This is a genomic window from Dactylosporangium siamense, assembly GCF_016862795.1.
GTDB lineage: Bacteria > Actinomycetota > Actinomycetes > Mycobacteriales > Micromonosporaceae > Dactylosporangium > Dactylosporangium siamense.
Window position 1 is genome coordinate 23,287 of sequence record NZ_BONQ01000048.1, and the last position, 16,694, is coordinate 39,980.

12 protein-coding genes are annotated in these 16,694 nt (G+C 71.4%); 5 read left to right on the forward strand and 7 right to left on the reverse strand.

The features are described 5' to 3' along the window. The first annotated feature begins 168 nt into the window (after positions 1-168). Positions 169-2,061 (forward strand): hypothetical protein, encoded by a 1,893-nt coding sequence (locus tag Dsi01nite_RS15365; RefSeq protein WP_203846815.1) that lies wholly within the window; start codon positions 169-171, stop codon positions 2,059-2,061. Between the two features lie 135 nt (positions 2,062-2,196). Here Dsi01nite_RS15365 and Dsi01nite_RS15370 read toward each other — a convergent pair whose 3' ends face one another. Both Dsi01nite_RS15370 and Dsi01nite_RS15375 read right to left on the reverse strand, forming a co-directional pair. Further along, the gene (locus Dsi01nite_RS15370) at positions 2,197-2,367 is read right to left on the reverse strand and encodes a hypothetical protein (RefSeq protein WP_203846816.1); all 171 of its coding nucleotides are present in this window, start codon (positions 2,365-2,367) and stop codon (positions 2,197-2,199) included. Between the two features lie 533 nt (positions 2,368-2,900). After that, a complete protein-coding gene (locus Dsi01nite_RS15375; RefSeq protein ID WP_203846817.1) occupies positions 2,901-3,719 on the reverse strand; it encodes a hypothetical protein in 819 nt (272 codons plus the stop codon). A gap of 115 nt (positions 3,720-3,834) precedes the next feature. Here Dsi01nite_RS15375 and Dsi01nite_RS15380 point away from each other — a divergent pair, with 115 nt between their 5' ends. Beyond that, positions 3,835-4,668: a DUF4253 domain-containing protein gene (locus Dsi01nite_RS15380; protein ID WP_203846818.1), complete on the forward strand. Its 834-nt coding sequence runs from the start codon at positions 3,835-3,837 to the stop codon at positions 4,666-4,668. 97 nt (positions 4,669-4,765) lie between these two features. On the opposite strand, the gene Dsi01nite_RS15385 is transcribed toward Dsi01nite_RS15380, so the two are convergent. Then, positions 4,766-5,269: an HAD domain-containing protein gene (locus Dsi01nite_RS15385; protein WP_239135912.1), complete on the reverse strand. Its 504-nt coding sequence runs from the start codon at positions 5,267-5,269 to the stop codon at positions 4,766-4,768. Between the two features lie 129 nt (positions 5,270-5,398). Here Dsi01nite_RS15385 and Dsi01nite_RS15390 point away from each other — a divergent pair, with 129 nt between their 5' ends. From Dsi01nite_RS15390 to Dsi01nite_RS15400, 3 genes are all read left to right on the forward strand, one after another. Then, on the forward strand, positions 5,399-5,923 hold the full coding sequence (locus Dsi01nite_RS15390; protein ID WP_203846820.1) for an SUKH-4 family immunity protein: 525 nt from the start codon (positions 5,399-5,401) through the stop codon (positions 5,921-5,923). Position 5,924: 1 nt separating this feature from the next. Then, positions 5,925-8,165: a hypothetical protein gene (locus Dsi01nite_RS15395; RefSeq protein ID WP_203846821.1), complete on the forward strand. Its 2,241-nt coding sequence runs from the start codon at positions 5,925-5,927 to the stop codon at positions 8,163-8,165. Positions 8,166-8,385: 220 nt separating this feature from the next. After that, entirely contained in the window at positions 8,386-9,843 is a 1,458-nt protein-coding gene (locus Dsi01nite_RS15400) for a M28 family metallopeptidase (protein WP_203846822.1), read from the forward strand. 47 nt (positions 9,844-9,890) lie between these two features. Here Dsi01nite_RS15400 and Dsi01nite_RS15405 read toward each other — a convergent pair whose 3' ends face one another. From Dsi01nite_RS15405 to Dsi01nite_RS15420, 4 genes are all read right to left on the reverse strand, one after another. After that, on the reverse strand, positions 9,891-10,934 hold the full coding sequence (locus tag Dsi01nite_RS15405; RefSeq protein ID WP_203846823.1) for a Gfo/Idh/MocA family protein: 1,044 nt from the start codon (positions 10,932-10,934) through the stop codon (positions 9,891-9,893). A 72-nt stretch (positions 10,935-11,006) separates the two neighbouring features. Then, positions 11,007-11,486 carry a DUF7158 domain-containing protein gene (locus Dsi01nite_RS15410; protein WP_203846824.1) on the reverse strand — a complete coding sequence of 160 codons (480 nt, stop codon included), beginning with the start codon at positions 11,484-11,486 and terminating at the stop codon, positions 11,007-11,009. Beyond that, positions 11,483-15,367: a glycoside hydrolase family 38 N-terminal domain-containing protein gene (locus tag Dsi01nite_RS15415; protein ID WP_203846825.1), complete on the reverse strand. Its 3,885-nt coding sequence runs from the start codon at positions 15,365-15,367 to the stop codon at positions 11,483-11,485. The genes Dsi01nite_RS15410 and Dsi01nite_RS15415 overlap by 4 nt, the downstream gene beginning before the upstream one ends. Beyond that, on the reverse strand, positions 15,364-16,692 hold the full coding sequence (locus tag Dsi01nite_RS15420; protein WP_203846826.1) for an ADP-ribosylglycohydrolase family protein: 1,329 nt from the start codon (positions 16,690-16,692) through the stop codon (positions 15,364-15,366). The genes Dsi01nite_RS15415 and Dsi01nite_RS15420 overlap by 4 nt, the downstream gene beginning before the upstream one ends. Positions 16,693-16,694: the final 2 nt, after the last annotated feature.

Genomic DNA, 16,694 nt, shown 5'->3' on the forward strand with positions numbered 1-16,694 from the left:
GGGCCGCTTCCTGGCTCGACGCGCACGCATCGGCAACAGTCAGCCGCATACAAGACCGGAGCCCTGGACCGCTGGTTCAGGGCTCCTGTCTCGGCCGGTGACGTCCGCCGCCGCCGGAAACCGTGCGGGACGTTTGATGATGTGTCGTCGGGTACGTATCGCACTCCGTTGCAAGTGCGCCGTCCGGTGCCGGGCGGCGACGTCGTGGAGGGCGGAGCGGCCGTGGCGATGCTCGGGACGCGCAAGATGGTGCCAGGTGAGGACCGCAGGCACGGGGTGACCGTGGCGGCGCAGGCGCAGCCGGACCGGTGGTGGTTCGGGCTCGGCCGGCCGACCCGCCCGATCGAGGCCGGCGAAGGCCGTCCCGACGGGGGCAGGGCGCAGACGACCCAGGGCTACCTGTGGGCGTTCACCGCCGACGAGGCGCAGCGCAGCGTGTGGTGGGGCACGGTGTCCAACGCCGTCGGCGGGGGGATCGCCACCCTGGCCGGGGACTTCGCCGGTTCCGGGTTGGGGGTGCCGGTGCAGCCGTGGGACGACCCGGACAACGTCACGTGCGAGTTCGCCTCGTCATACAACGCGGTCCACGACGTGCCGCCGGCGCAGGACATCGTCGGTGATGTGGTGCCGGTGCAGGTGTGGCAGCACGACATCGCCTCCGGGACGTCGGTCGAGCGGACCCCGGATGCGCAGCAGTGCCCGGACTTCGACCGCCTCGCGGGGCTGCGCGCCGCCGGGTCGATCGGCGACGTCGTCTTCCTCGGCGGGATCGAGACGACGACGAGCGGCGGCGCCCAGGCGGGCGGCACGGTCATGCTGCTGGCGTACCACACCGACGGCACCTTCCTGGGCTGGCAACGGTTCCCGGAGTGGGACAACATCAAGAACTTCGTCGTCGCGGGCGGCCGCCTGTACTTCGGGGTGAGCCTGGCCGAGACGGGCGAGGCGGGGACCGGCTCCGGGCCGAACCCGCCGACCGGCAGCGTGCAACGGTGGCGGGGCACGGCGGCGAACCCGTTCCGGTTCGAGGAGGTGGGGCTGCTGGGCAACCAGCCCACCTACTTCACCGTCCACCAGGACCGGATCGTCACCGGCACCTGGGTCGGCACCGGCAGCAGCGAACCGGCCGGCGTGTACGTGAGCCCGCCGCTGCACGAACTGTCCACCCGCACCCGCACCGGCTGGCAGCTGGTGTTCACCGCCGCGCATCTGTTCCCGGATCCGTTGACCGCGGCCGCGATGGTGTCCTTCGCGGTCACCTCGTTCGAGGGATGGATCTACGCCACCTTCGGCATCCCGTCGGTCGCGCCGTCCCTGACCCGGCATCTGGCCACCCACCCGGACCAGTCCGGCGGTTCCTTCCCCGACCTGGCGATGGCGTACCTGCGCAGCTCACCCGGCGGGGTGGTCTACCGGATCAAGGACCCGGGACAGCTCAACCAGCAGGTCGAGCTGCTCTACGGCGAGCGCCGCTACTGGGTCTTCGACCCGGACAGTGAGGACTGGGCACTGCGGGACAACCTGCTGCACCAGAACCCGAGGTTCGGCGGCGGCGGGTTCGGCACCCGGTTCAACGACTACGTCGGCTGGGGCGCCGCGGTGTTCCGCGGCAAGCTCTACCTGGGCACCTTCAACACCGAGAAGGTGCTGCGGGACATCACCCTCAACCCCACCACCGGGCTGCTCAACCAGATCCTGCGCCGGCCCGTCCCGGCCGTGGAGGCCGCCCTGTGGCGGCAGCTGGCATCCCGGCTGGTGTTCCGCGACGAGCGCACCGCCGGGCAGGTGTGGGTGTTCGACGACGCGGACAGCCCGGCCCGGCCGCTGACCACCACCGGGTTCAACAACGCCTGCAACTGGGGCATCCGAGGGGTCCTGCCCGTCGGTGACGAGCACCTGTTCTTCGGCACCAACCAGGGCTGGCAGTACCCGACCGAGCCGCGCGACGACCCGCCCCGCCGCGCCGGCTGGCAGCTGCTCAAGCTCACGCCAGCCGCGGCCGGTGACGGCACCGCCACCGGCCTGCTGCAGGACCTGTTGCTCAAGCTCCGCATCACCTGACCGGGCCCTGCGCCCCCAGCAAGCAGAACTCCGAAGACCGGCGGCCCATCGGGCCGCCGGTCAACCCGGGGGTGGTCGGTCTTGATGACATGAGCGCGTATGCCCGGGCGGTGACTGGACCCTCGTCGTGCGGATTCATCCGGCGATTCGCTCGCGGGCGGCGATCGTCGCGGCGAGCAACATCTCGTCCGCGCGCATCTCGGCGTCATCATCGCCGATATTGAGCCCCGCTCGACGCCGCGAGGCTATGAACCGATCCAGCCGGTCGAGTATCGGCCGGGCATGTGACCCCATCGCGGTGAACACCCGCAGCACCTCGGGCCCGCGCAGGCCGTCGGACAGAGGCGTTCAACGCCGCCATGGCCCGATTGGGTTCGCCGGTGTGCACCAGCAGCGCCGCCGCGGTACGCCGTATCACCAGGTCCGCGTCACGCAAAGCCGACTCGGCGGCGAATGCCACCACAGGCCAGTCGGAATGCTGGAAACACAACTGGGCCAGTAACTCGAACACCGTCCGGCGCACCGATGCGCGGCCATCGGTCGTCAATGCCAGCAGGCGATGGGTCGTCGGCCCGTCCGGGTCGGCCTGGACCGTGCCGAACATCCAGGACCGCGCATGATTGCCTGGGACCAGAAGATCGCCCGAGACGATGCCCGCTTCCAACCACCCCCAGCCGTCCGGCGACACCGCCGGCGCCGGGCTGTTCACGCTGCGAGGCGCAGGGCGCCCTTTCCGTAGGTCATGACCTTGATCCTTGCTCAAGAGCGTCCCGACGCGCAACGTGATCACGTATCCGCGATCACTGAACGAACGCTCGGACGTCGTGACCCGACACGCCTCAGTGCGGCAGGAACGCGGCGACAGCACCGGCCAGCAGGGGCGCCGCGACAGCGAGGCCGTTCTGCAGGTCGGCCAGGATGCCGCGGTCGGCGCCGAGGACTTGTTCGAGACGCTGGCTGTCCGCCGCGTTACTCAGGATCGTGGCGCCGTCGTTGAGGTCGTCGAGCGGGAACAGCTCGCGGCACAGCAGGTGGGCACGGTGCTGCAGGGCGGTCCAGGCCGGCACATAGGCCGCCGCGACCAGCGTTGAGCCGACGCCGCCGAAGATGAAGACGTACTGCGCGGGCGGCGGGCTCGACTGGATCTGGGAGTACGCACCGAATTCGAAGGTGACGAGCGCGACGACGGCGCCCTCGGCGGCGAGCAGCCGCTGCAGCAGCCTGCGCAGGCTGAGCAGCACGGCGACCTGACGGCCCGGCGGGTCCGGAGATGGCTCGGCCGGGTCCGGAGGTGGCTCGGCGGATACCACCCGCCGTACCGCGAACATGACCATGCCGACCGGAATCCCGGCCAGGATCGCGAGGCAGACCAGCAGCCCGCTGTGCCAGTTGCCGGTCGGCCCCGGCACGAACCTGGTCACGTTGACGGCCAGCACACCGCAGACGGCGATCGCCACGACCGGCCAGATGACTTCGCGGACCCGCACCGAATGCTCGGTGGTCAGCTCGGCCCAGCGGCGCAGGCCGTACGTGAGGATGGCGCCTGAGCAGCCACCAAGCGTGACGGCGAGGGCAGCCCACACCAGCGGCAGCGGGCCAGGAGAGTGCTCGTGCTGGTAGATCGCAACCACCCCGACGCCGACAAGCAGTCCCAGCACGACTCGCCACATGCAAACAGGAGCGCCGCAGAGCGCCGCTGATACAGGCCAGCTGGCGGCCGTACATCACCGCGGCCGCGACGGAGGCTGATCTCCGGTTGCCTATGCTCGTGGCATGTCTGGATCTTCCGAACTGCCCCGTCTGCTGGCGGCACTTCCCGATGCGCTCGCCGCCGCGGGCGTCGCGCTCTCCGAGGGCCGCCTGGTGCACGGCGATGAGGGCGACGACGATCAGCCGGCCATGTGGGTCAGCGACGGTCCCGCCACAAGGCAGTTGTGGACCGCGGCCCGTGCCGTGCACGAGAAGTCCGGCCTGTGGCCGCTGCTGCTCGACCACCTCCGCGGTGACACCGCCCGCCCCTGGGACGACGGCGAACTGCGGCCGGACGACCTGTCCGACCCCGGCGATTGGGACGCGCAGACCTTGATGGCGGGCTGGTGGGCCGACCACACCGGCATCGACGACAGTGACAACCTGTCGCCGGCCGATCGCCTCGCCGTCACGGCTCCATACGGGCAGCGCTGGCCGGGCCTCGCCGCGCCGCAGCCGGCCGGCGACGATCCTGACCTGCACGCCGACGAGTGCGTGAGCGTCATGCTGGCAAACAACCCCCGGCTGCGGCTCGGCCTGGTCGCCACCACCCGCGGCGCCGACTCCATCACCGCAGCCGGATGGGAAGGCCCGGCGAACTACACCGACACGGCGAAGCTCTCGGCCGTACTGCGCTCCTGGGAGCGCCGGTTCGCCACACGCGTCATCGGCGTCGGGTTCGCCGAGCTGTACCTGAGCGTCGCAGCCCCACCGACCGACCACGCCACCGCCCTCCACATCGCGGCGGAGCACTTCGCGTTCTGTCCCGACAATGTCTGGCAGGGCGGCGCGCCGGACCTCACCAGCTACGCCAGCCAGCTCATCGACGCGCGGATCTGGTCATTCTGGTGGGACTGAGGTCCGGCCGCCGGCGCCGGGTTGCTCGCGACACACCGGCGGCGAGCGCACCACCCCGCCCGGCCCGCACCACAGCAACCACCTACGCCCAGCACCCCTACCCTCGTGGCCTGCGCGTCTGGAGGGCCAAGCTCGCCGCCCAGTCAACTACCCGGTCGACGTCCGCTCGGGTCCATCCGACTGCCGGATCGATCGATACAAGGAGGGTCGGCGCTGGGCGCTCGGCGGCCCATCGTTGACCGGCGACTGTGTGGTTGTCATCAATCCACGCCGCCGGGCGATTACCGGCCACGGCATCGACGGCCGGAACCTTGAGCTCGGGTTCGAACGGAACCGGTGGGAAACGAACCACGGGCAGCGGTTCCACGCCGAGCAGAGGCAGGAACAGTTCGTTGGCGTTCTCGCCCCAGCCGGTTGCCCACCACAGCTCTCCAACGACTGCCAGCTCGCGAATCCAGTCGCCATGCGCCACGCAGTAGCGCTGTGGGTCTTCTCCCTCGAAGAACACCCGTTCCTGGTAGCCGTCGGGATACGCAGACGCGCCGAAAGGACTCAGCACGCCATCGAGGTCCAGGAAGAGCACCGGTGCGACATGATCCACGGTCCCTGACCCTAGTTCAGGGCTGTCGTAGGCGAAACTGGGCATCGATGAGGTGCTGGGGTAACGGGGGTACACTGACGGCCGCAAAGCATTGATTGACGTCACCAATGGGGGTTGGATGTGACGGCAGTGGATGACCGCCCCTCGTGGGACGCGCTGGTCCAACGGACCCGCGATGAGTGGGGCGACCGGCTGGTGCCGGTCCGGCCCGAGCACGTCGACCCGCTGGTGGAGCCGCGGACCCGCGAGTTCCTGACCATGGTCGGGCTGCCCGACGCCGGGTTCCGGGACATCACCCCGATCCGCGACGAGCGGCTGCTCGAGCCGTTCGAGCGCGACGGCCGCCGCTACGTGGTGGTGGCGGCGCAACCCTTCTACTGCTACGCGATCGACGTGCGGACGGGCTGGGTGCAGTGGATGCACCACGAGCCGGACTACTCGACGCCGGCGAACTCCAGCATCGCCGCGTTCGTGCTCGCCGTCGGGCTGCTCCAGCACCAGCTCGGCGAGCTGGAGGTCGGCACCCGTGAGTCCGTCGCGCAGGCGGTCGACACCGTCTGGGACGAGCTGGACACGTGGGACCCCGAGGGGCTCGCCGACGAGGAGTCCCGGTGGAACGTGCTGCTGAACGAATACGCGATGGAGTACGACTGACATGCGTAACCCGATCCGGCTCGCGGTGCTCGTCCTCGTCGTCGGTCTCATCGCCCCGGGCCTCGTCGCCGTCCCGGGCGCGCTCGCCGCTCCGAAGCCGAATCCGAACTACACGATCGACCGGTTCGTCGCCGGCGAGCGGCTGCTGCTGCCGCTGCTGATGTCCCGCTACCGGCACTCGGAGATGACCCGCGACGACACGGACCCCGACCGCCGGATCGGCTACGGGCGCAACCTCGCGGACGCGCACTGGCAAACGCAGGACAACGGGCACGTCATCGACTGGTTCATCACCGCGCCCAGCGTCAGCCCGTTCAAAGGCAACAGCAAGGTCGCGCTCATCGACATCTTCCAGTTCGACCAGAGCACCGGCCTGTGGCGGCTGGTCGATGTCAGCGGCAAGCAGCTGCTGGACGCGGCCGGCAAACCTGTCCAGTGGGACACCTCCTCGCAGCCGAGCCTGGCCTGGGACCTCAGTCTGGAGGCCGACCTTCAGGACGAGCTCAGCGCGGGCAAGCTGCACTCCGAGCCGAACATCCGCCACGCCCTCGTGCGGAAGCTGAACCCGGCGCTCGGCCGCACCGACCTGCAGGACCTCGTGGACGAGGTCGGCTCGGAGAAGATGTTCTGCTCCGGCCCGAGCGACTGCGTCAACCAGCTCAAGCGGTCCATGTTCCCCAAGCTCCAACGCGGCGTCATCCTCACCGACCTGCCGAGCGAGTCGATGCTCAAGCGGATCGCGTATCCCAGCGGGCCGGCCAAGAAGAAGGTCACCGAGGAGGCCAAGCAGCAGGCCCGTGACCAGCTGCGGGACAAGCAGTATTCCGATGTCGTGATCGAGAAGACGGTGCAGGACTGGGACAAGCAGGGCCGCAAGGTCGCCGCGGGCACGCAGGTGTCCATGGGCGGCAACGGCTTCGGCAGCGGCTCCGGCAACCCCGCCGCGCAGGGCCCCGCCGTGCTCGGCGGCGCGGCCGCGGGCACCGATCCGGGCGGGATCGACTTCACCTCGCTGCAGCTGCGCTACCTGTCTGAGGATCCGGGCGGCAGCCTGCGCTACGCGTACAGCGCATCCCCGGCCGGGCCCGGCGCCCCGCAGGACGTCGCGACCGGGCAGCTGGCCATGGCGCAGATGTCCGACGCGTTCTATGTGTGGCTCAGCCTGCCGACGTCGACGTTCTGGGTCAACCTCAACCCGAACGAGCCCGACCGCATCCTGGAGCCCAGGCTCGCCACCACGGACGTCGGCCGGATCCTGCTGCAGGCCGACCTCGCCATGAAGAAGATCTCGGCACGGCTGACCAACCCCAACACCGACCTGGGCCGGCAGTTCTGGGGCGAGCCCGACCCCGACGCGCTGCAGGAGTGCGTGACGACGCGGCAGTGGATCGTGCCGAAGCCGGCGTCGGTGTATCAGGCCGACGGCGGGATCTACATCGTCGACGCCCCGCTGGAGGTCAAGGCCGAGTCCGAGCTGTCCAAGGGTCCCCTCGGCACCGCGGCCTGCGCCGCGCCGAGCGCCCGGATGGAGCGGGTGTTCGAGCAGCTGATCCTGCCGAAGGTCGAGGAGGCGGTGAACACCGCGCCCGAGTTCGCCGAACTGCGCCGGGTCTACCTCGCCCGGGTGGCCGCCGAGTGGTACCGGGAGCGGCGCACCGGCGCGCTGACCTCGATGATCAACAGCGGTGACGTGCGCCGGTGGCCGGCGCTGCAGCCGTGGTCGCCGAAGCAGGTGTTCGACGACTACGTCAAGTCCTACCGCGACCACGAATACGACGTGACCAGGACCGTCGACAAGGGCAACTACCGCTACACCTTCACCTACAGCGACGGCGGCGTCGACTTCGCCGACGTGCCGTTCTCGGCGCTGCCGAAGACCGAGTTCCAGCAGCAGCACGCCGACATGTCCAAGGCGGTCGGCGAGTCCTTCCAGCACCGCGCGCCCGACGCGCACAACCGGATCTGGTTGGGCGCCACCGCGAAGGTGCGGCCGCAGCCGCTGAACTACGCCACCGGCGAGGACGAGCACGGTGACGACGGCCCGCCGCCCGGCTACGCGCTGTCGCCCGGCGTGTCCTGGACCAACATCGGCGCCTGGGCGCTGTGCGCCGTGCTCGTCCTGGCGGTGATCCTCGCGTTCGTCGTGCTGATCCTCAACGTCCGCGCGGCCCAGCGCCGGCGGCTCCGCGCGGCGATCACCTTCCCGTACGGGCCGATGCCACCGGGTGGGTACCGCCGCTGACCGGCCTCACGCCGACGGTGGCCTGGTTCTGGTTCGCGGACCAGACGGTAGGTCGCTTCGATGACCAGCGCGGCCGCTGTGGTGCCCCCGGCAGGAGCCCCGCCTCCGGCGAGCAGGACACCGCAGTATGTCCAGGCTGGTATGCCCTCGATCACTTGTCGCACAAATCGAAATGTGCGAATCTCGCGCCACCTTCGTCCTCCGATCGAGGAGCTCACGCATGAGATCCACCACAGCGGCGCTGACACTGACCGTGTCCGCCACGCTCCTGCTCATTGGCGCCGGCCTGGCGATCCCGGCCGGCGCCGCGCCGCCGGTGACCGCCACACCGGCGCTCGCGGCGGCGCCCGACATCGCCATCGCGAACGTGCAGGCCCACCTGACGCAGCTCGGCACGATCGCGACCAGCAACGGCGGCAACCGGCGCAGCGGCACCGCCGGATACACCGCCTCGGTCGCCTACATCAAGGGCAAGCTGCAGGCGGCCGGGTACACGGTGGCCGAGCAGACCTGCACCAGCTGCACGTATCGCGCGAACAACCTCATCGCGGACTGGCCGGGCGGGCCGTCGGACCAGATCACCATGTTCGGCGCGCACCTGGACAGCGTGTCGGCCGGGCCGGGGATCAACGACAACGGCTCCGGATCCGCGACGCTGCTGGAGAACGCCCTGGTGCTGGCGCAGCAGAACCCCACCATGAGCCGGCACGTCCGGTTCGCCTGGTGGGCCGGGGAGGAGCAGGGCCTGCAGGGATCGGCCTTCTACGCCAACGCGCTGACCACCACCCAGCGCACCCAGATCAAGGCCTACTACAACTTCGACATGGTCGGCTCGAAGAACGGCGGCTACTTCATCAACCATGTCACCTCCACGGCCGCCGCGCCGCTGAAGGCGTACTGGGACTCGCTGGGCCTGCAGCCGGAGGAGAACACCGAGGGCGCCGGCCGCTCCGATGACTACTCCTTCGAGCGGGTCGGCATCCCGACGTCCGGGTACGCCGCCGGTGCCAGCGCCAGGAAGACCTCGGCGCAGGCGGCCAAGTGGGGCGGGACGGCGAACAGCGCCTACGACTCCTGCTACCACGCGGCCTGCGACACCACCAGCAACATCAGCGCGACGGTCCTCAACCGCGCCGCCGACGGGGTCGCCGCCACGATCTGGCAGACCTCGGTCTCGGGCTCGACCACGCCCCCGCCGACCACCCCGCCGCCGACCGGCTGCACCGGCGCGCAGCTGCTCGCCAACCCCGGCTTCGAGTCCGGCGCGACGTCCTGGACCGGCACGACCGGCGCCATCGGCCAGTGGTCCAGCCAGGGCCAGCCGGCCCGCACCGGCACGTACTCGGCGTGGCTGCTCGGCTACGGCTCCACCCACACCGAGTCGCTCACCCAGTCGGTCACCATCCCGGCGGGCTGCTCGGCGACGCTGACGTTCTACGTCCACGTCGACTCCGCCGAGACGTCCACCACGACGGCGTACGACAAGTTGACCGTCACCGCCGGTTCCACCACCCTCGGCACCCTGTCCAACCTGAACAAGGCCTCCGGGTATCAGGCCAAGACCTACAGCCTGAACGCGTTCGCGGGCCAGACCGTCGCCCTGAAGTTCAACGGCACCGAGGACTCCTCATTGCAGACGTCCTTCGTGCTCGACGACCTGGCCGTCACGGTCAGCTGACACACCGGCCGCCGCGCGCTCCCAAAGCGCGCGGCGGCCGATCCCAGTCAGGAAACCGTGACCCAGGTGCCGCCGGCGGCGGATCGCAGCACCGCCGCGGTCAGCGCGGCGGCGCGGGCGCCGTCGGCGAACACCGGCAACCCATCCGGTGCCGCACCGGCGATCGCGGCGTACGTGTCGGCCACGAACGCGTCGAAGCAGTCCTGATAGCCGTGCGGATGCCCGGCCGGGACACGGCTGTAATTCAAAGCCTCTGGAGACATCAGCCCGCTGCCGCGCGGCAGCAGCGTGACCGCGTCCCTGGTGCCGGTCCACAGCGTGTCGGGTTCCTCCTGGCTGAACCCGTATGCGGTGCGGTCGCCGTCGACGAACAGCTCCAGGCGGTTCTTGCGGCCGAGGGAGACCTGGCTGACCGTCATGCTGCCGGTCGCGCCCTGGTCGGTCTCGAACAGCAGCGCGGCGGTGTCCTCGGTCGGCCGGTCCGCGGTGGTGGTCGAGGTGGTGGCGATGAGCCTGGTGATGCGGTGGCCGGTGGCGAACTCGGCGAGGTCGCACCAGTGCACGCCGATGTCGGCGAACGTGCGGGACGGGCCGCCGAGCGCCGGGTCCACCCGCCAGTCCGTGTCGGCCGGGTCGGCCAGCCAGTCCTGCAGGTACCAGCCGCGGATCAGCAGCAGCCGCCCGGCGTCCCCGGCGGCGATCCGCTCCCGCAGGTGCCGGACCATCGGGTGGAACCGGTACACGAACGGCACCGTCGCGACCCGCCCTGAAGCCGAAGCCAACGAGACGAGGTCGGCGGCGTCGGCGGGGTCGGTGGCGAGGGGCTTCTCGCACACGACGTGCCGGCCGGCGGCGAGAATCTGCCGGGTCTGCTCGGCGTGCAGGTGGTTGGGCGTGCACACGTGCACCACGTCGACGCCGGTGTCCAGCAGCGTGTCCAGGGTGCGGTGGCAGGGCGCGCCGAGCCGGGCCGCCTGCTCCGGGCGGGACGAGACGACGCCGACGAGCTCGGCGCCGGCCCGGGCGATCGCGCGGGCATGGACGCTGCCCATGAACCCGGTGCCGATGACCCCGGCCTTGATGCGTGTCATGTGGTTCCTTCCAGGGATGGTGTCAGCGCCGTCTGACCGGTGGTGGTGGACCGCGCCGACGGCCCTGAAACTTCAATGCCGATGTTCGGCATCCGGTTGTCGCGGGTCGGCCGGGTGTTCGTAGCCGGGTCCGAGCTCCACCCGGTGGAGGCGGGGCGCGAGCCAGTCCAGAAACGCCCGCCGTTTCGCATGGCCGCCGGGGTACGCCGAAGCGACGTGCGCGTACACCCGCCGGCCGGCCTCGCTGCGGGTCAGTGCCGCCGTGGTCATCGACCCGAGCTCGACCGCTGCGACACCGTCCGGGACGACCTGCCGGATCGCCGGACCCGCCACCCCGGGCGGCAGACCGGCGGCGGCCGCCTCGAAGAGCCGCTCGAGGACGACGACCTGCGTGGTCCAGCGGCGCAGCTGCCGCCCCTCGGCCGACGAGGGGTCGGGCAGCCGGTCACCGCCGTCCGCCGCGCGCATGCGGGCGAGCCGGGCGTCGATCTCGTGCGGCCACACCGGTGCGCCGTCGACGACCGCGGCCGGATGGTGATGGGTCGGGGTCATGTGACGGTGATCCTGACGGTGGGGGAGTAGACGGGGGTGCCGCCGCCGAGCGCCTTGACGAGCAGCCACCACGTCCCCGGCCGCTGGTGGGCCGGGGGACGGATGACCACGGTGCCCGCGACGATCGTGGTCCAGGCCCAGATCTCCGGCGGCCCGAGCGGCTGCAGCTCCACCCCGAACGGCAGGTCGGTCGCCGGCAGCACCCGGACGTCGAGGGTGGCCGTGCCGCCGGCGGGCACCACGATGTCGTCGGTGTCGAGGTCGACCTCGAAGGCCGGTTGCCCGGTCCGCACGTCGGTGACGGTGCCGAGCCCGGGGACCGTGGCCCGCACGGCCAGGGCCGGTCCGGGGACGGTAGCGGCGCCGAGCGGGGGGACGGTGACGGTGTGGGTCGTCTCGCCGAGGGCGACCGTCGCGGTGATCGTGTCCTCGACCAGGTCCGAGGTCACGGTGGCGGTGCCGGCGTCGTCGAGGTGGACGCTGAACGGCAGCGCGCCGCCGGCCGGGACACCGCGGTTCGTCAGCCACGACCGGGCGTCGGACACGACGTCGTCGCCGACCGGCGCGGGCACGATCGGTCCGCCGAGGTCGACGGTGACGGTCGCGATCTCCGCGCCCCGCAACCGCAGCACGGGCACCGGCACCCCCGGCCCTTCCAGGAGGTCGGTCCGGGACATCGGCCGTCCGAGCGTCACGTCGGCGGCGCGGCCGTTCGGCTCGTACAGCCGCACCGTCACCGTCGAGCGCGGCCCGGGGATGCGGCCCGTGGCGAGGGGATTGCCGGTGGGCTTGACCGCGGTCACGACCGCCGCGCCCGGCGGCTCCACGGACAGCAGCGACGCCACGGCCGGCAGGTCCCCGGCGCCGTCGGTGGTGACGGCGCGCAGCGGGTGGTTGAACGCGTGGCCGCGGCGGACCAGGTCGTTGTCGCGCCAGTCGCCGGCGCCGGTGACGAGCGCGTATTCGAAGGTGTGGGTCCAGTGCTGCAACTGGAAGCCGGTGCCGTCGGGGGTGGTCCGCCGGGGCGGGTCGATCCACACCCCGGACGGCCAGCCGGTGCAGGAGCGCAGCAGCGACAGGTGCAGGGTGCCGTCGACGTCGACGCAGCAGCCGGGGATCCCCCGGTTGAGGAGGGCCACCGTGCGGTCCTCAAGACCTGCGTCGGTCGTTGGCTGGACGACGTCGATGACCGCGTCGGCGCAGTCGGCGACCAGGTCCGAAAGGCCGCCGGCGACGATGAGCACGGGGAGGTCCCGGACCCCGGTGAGGTCGCCCGTCGGGGTCCACACCTCGCGCAGCGGCCGGGCCGCCGGCACCCACACCAGGTGCTGGCCCGTGAGCAGCTCGCGGAAATACGAAGGGGCGGCGTCGAGGACGGCGGCCGTGAACGGATTGCTCGAAGGGCCGCCGACGGCGATGCGGAAGTCCGGCAGGTTCGAGTCGACGGCGAGCAGCCCGTACCGGGCACCTGCCGCGACCGACGTCGTCGCGGTCACGCCGACCCGGGCCAGGGCGATGAGCAGGTCACGAGCGAGGGGAGCGGCGTCGTCGAGCGCGGGCACGACCACGTCGGCGACGCCGACGGCGTGCAGCGTCCGCCGCCCGGTCGACGGGTCGGTGACCCGGATCCGGGCGGTGGAACCGGCCCCGAACCAGGTGTAGGCCGGGTTGTCGAGGGTCCACGGGTGTTCGGCGGTGTCGACGTCGGGGAACCCGAAGCCGCGGCCGATGACGGCGTCGCCGACCTCGTAGACGGGCCGCCCGCCGCCGACCGGCAGCGGGAACCGGACCCGCAGCAGCTGGTCGGTGCCGTCCCAGCGGTCCAGGTGGGTGGTGCAGTCGACCCGGTCCACGCCGTGCCACAGCGTGATCTGCTGGGTGTAGGCGGCGGGCCCGACGGTGCCGGTGACGGTGAGGCGTTCGCCGAGCGGCGAGGTCTCCCGCAGCACGGACCCGGCCGGTGCGGCGGCGGAGCCGGCGACCCGCCCGTTGGGCAGCAGGTGCCACGGACCTTCCTTGAACACGGGCTGTTCCACGTACTCGTCGTAGACGACGAGCTCGTTGGCGACCCGGCCCGGCGCGAGGAGGTCGCGGCCCTCGGCGACGCTGTGGATCCGGTCGATGGCACCGCCGCGGTCCGGGTCGACGGACACGACGTGGTGTTCGTTGGCGATCTCGGTGCCGGCGGCGGCGGTCCAACGGTCAGCGTCGCCGGGCACGAGTCGCCAGGTGCGGTAGCCGAGCGACGGCACGTCCCGGGCGAGGAAGCGCACGCCGCCCGGGTAGCTCAGGCACGGCAGCGGGACGCCGCCGTCGTCGACGGGCCGCACGCCGGGGGTCGCGACGTCGACGAGGTCGGTGCGCGGCCACGCCGACGGGTTGAACACGGTGACGGACCGGCCGCCGCCGTCGACGCGGTCGGCGATGTGCTGCAGCGCGCCGTCGTGCACGGCCCCGGCGAGGGTGTGCGCCTCCCGCCAGCCGGCGAGCAGGTCGAGGTACACCTGGTCGGACTCGGTGCCGGTGATCGCGTCGTGGTGCGCGCCGTACACCAGCTGCCGCCACGCCACGTCCAGCACCGTCTCCGGGTAGGGCGCGCCGAGCAGCCCCGCGAACGTCGCCCACTGCTCGGCGTCCTGGGTGAGCAGCTCGGCGGCGCGGTGGGCCTGCTTGGTGTCGATGTAGGAGACGTCCTTGCCCGTGTACACGGGGTTCATGTCGCGGGTCTGTGGCGAGGGGCTGAAGCCCGGCGTGGCGCGCACCGCGGCGAAGAAGTCCTTCGGCAGCGAACATTGGAGCCGGGGCCACACGTAGCGGGTCGGCCAGTCCCGGTGGATGCGGGTCACCCAGCGGTTCGGCGGCGAGTAGTCCGCGCCGACCGGCAGCAGCACGTGCTTCGTCGCGGCGACCTGCTTGAGCTGCAGGAAGATGCGGTACACCGCGTCGCAGGCGGCCTCCAGCGTCGGCGCGTAGTCCATCCACCAGCCGGCCGAGTAGTGGTTGGTCATGTATGCGGTGAGGACCCCGCGGCCGCTGGGGGACAGCCACTCGAACTCGCTGGGGAACTGCATGCCGTCCGGGTCGGTGGGCGGGTCGTCCCAGCTGCCGATCCGGGTGAGCATCGGGCCCCACTGGTGGAACGGGCCGCGGGCCCACGAGCTGGAGGTGAGGCCGGCGTCGGCCATCATGCCGGGGAACTGGGGGTCGTGGCCGAAGACGTCGAGCTGCCACGCGGTGGCCGGGTCGGCGCCCATGATGTCGCGCTGGAAACCGGTGCCGTAGACGACGTTGCGGGCGGTGAGCTCGGCGCTGGTGAGGTTGCCGTTGGGCTCGTTCCAGGTGCCGCCGACGATCTCCAGCCGGTCGCGGCGCAGCAGGTCGCGGATCGTGGCCCGGTCCTCGGGGAACGTGTCCCAGTAGGGTTTCAGGTAGTCGACCTCGGCGAGGACGAACCGGTAGTCGGGGTCGTGCTCGGCCGCGGCGAGGTGGGCGCGGACCAGGTCGAACCCGGCGCGCTGGAAGTCCAACCGAGGGGATCCCGGCTCGTCGGTGCGGTCCCATTCGCTGGTGTACGCCGCCTGGGTGTTCCACCACACGGGGTCGTAGTGGAAGTGCGGGATCATGTGCACGGTCCAGCCGGGTTCGGCGACGACGAGCTCGCCGGTGCCGCCGGTCGGCGCGCCGTTCACCAGCACCTCGAGGGGCACCCGCGCGCCGGCCGGGTGGGAGGTCCGCACGGCGACCTCGTCGCCCCTGGTGAAGGCGGTCGCGACGCCCGGGCCCCGGACCGTGACCTCGCCCGGCGGCGCGCCGGTGACCCGGACGATCTGCAGCGGGTCGTCCTCGGTGCCGGCGAACAGTTCGGTGCTCTCGACGTTCACGTGCCCATGACCCGTCCGGGCAGCGCCGCGATCCGGCGGGCGGTCGCGGACAGCGACAGCTCGTAGTAGCCGGCGAGGCGGGTGTGCAGGGTGTCCTGGAACGGTTCGATCCAGCGGGACTCGAGGTGACCCGGGCCGAAGTACACGCCGAGGATCGAGCCGCCGGTGGCGCCGTAGCTGTCGGTGTCGTTGCCCTGCATGACCTGCTTGCAGATGCCGTCGCCGACGTCGGTGGCGAAGCGCAGCGTGTTGATGAGGGTGCCGGACTCCTGGAAGATCCGGCAGTGCCCGTATTGGCCGTAGCGGCCGTGGATGCGGTGGTACCCGTCCAGCCAGTCACTCGCCTCGGCGACCTGGATGAGGGAGTCGGCGACGATGGTGTGGAAGCGGCTGCGGCGCGGCACGTATCCGAGCGCCACTTCGAAGATCTCCAGCGGCGACGTGGCGGTGTAGGCGGCGGCGATCGCGGCGGCGGAGAACATGGCGCCGTAGATGCCGTTGGCGCGGTGGGTCAGCGACGCGTCCCGCCACGCCAGCTCGCTGGCCAGGTCCGGGCGGCCGGGGCAGGCGTAGCCGTAGGCGTCGGCGCGGATCATCGCGCCGCACAGCTCCTCCCACGGGTTCCGCGTCGCCGGGAGCGCGTCGAGGTCCTGGACGGGGTTGTCCTCGATGCCCATCGCCAGGCCCTGCTTGGTGAGGAAGGTGCGCTCCGGTCCCCACGTGAAGCCGAGCGGGATGTTGTCCAGCCAGAGCCGGCGCAGGTCGGCCTTGGTGAAGCCGGCGCCGTGCCGCTCCAGGGCCAGCATGCCCAGCAGGGTGTAGTTGATGTCGTCGTCGGCGGCCACCCAGCGGATGTTCTCGCGGACGCATTCGGGCCAGTCGACGTGGAACTCCCGCAGCCCGCCGTCGGTCAGCAACCGCTGCGGGATGTAGTCCCGCAGCGGCCACTCGCCGATCTTCTCCAGCGACGCGCGCAGCTCCGCGAGGGTCGGCATGATCTCGACGGGTTTGCCGAGGATGCAGCCGGCGACCGAGCCGTAGAACCCGGCCTCGGCGCGCGCCGCCGCGTCCGCCACGTGCACGGGGGCGAGGACGCCACCGGTGCGTTCGGCGCGGATCGCCTCGAGGTCGCTCGGCTCGACGTACTGCCAGTCGGCGCGGATCGGGGTCGCGTCGATGACGGCGGCCATGTCGGCGATCGCCTGGTAGTCGTCGGGCAGCGCGTCGAGCCGGGCGGCGATGCCGTCCACGTCGTGGCCCTGCTCGGTCTTGTCCTGCAGCATGCCGCGCAGTTGCTGGTGCAGCACGGAATATGGAGCGAACACGA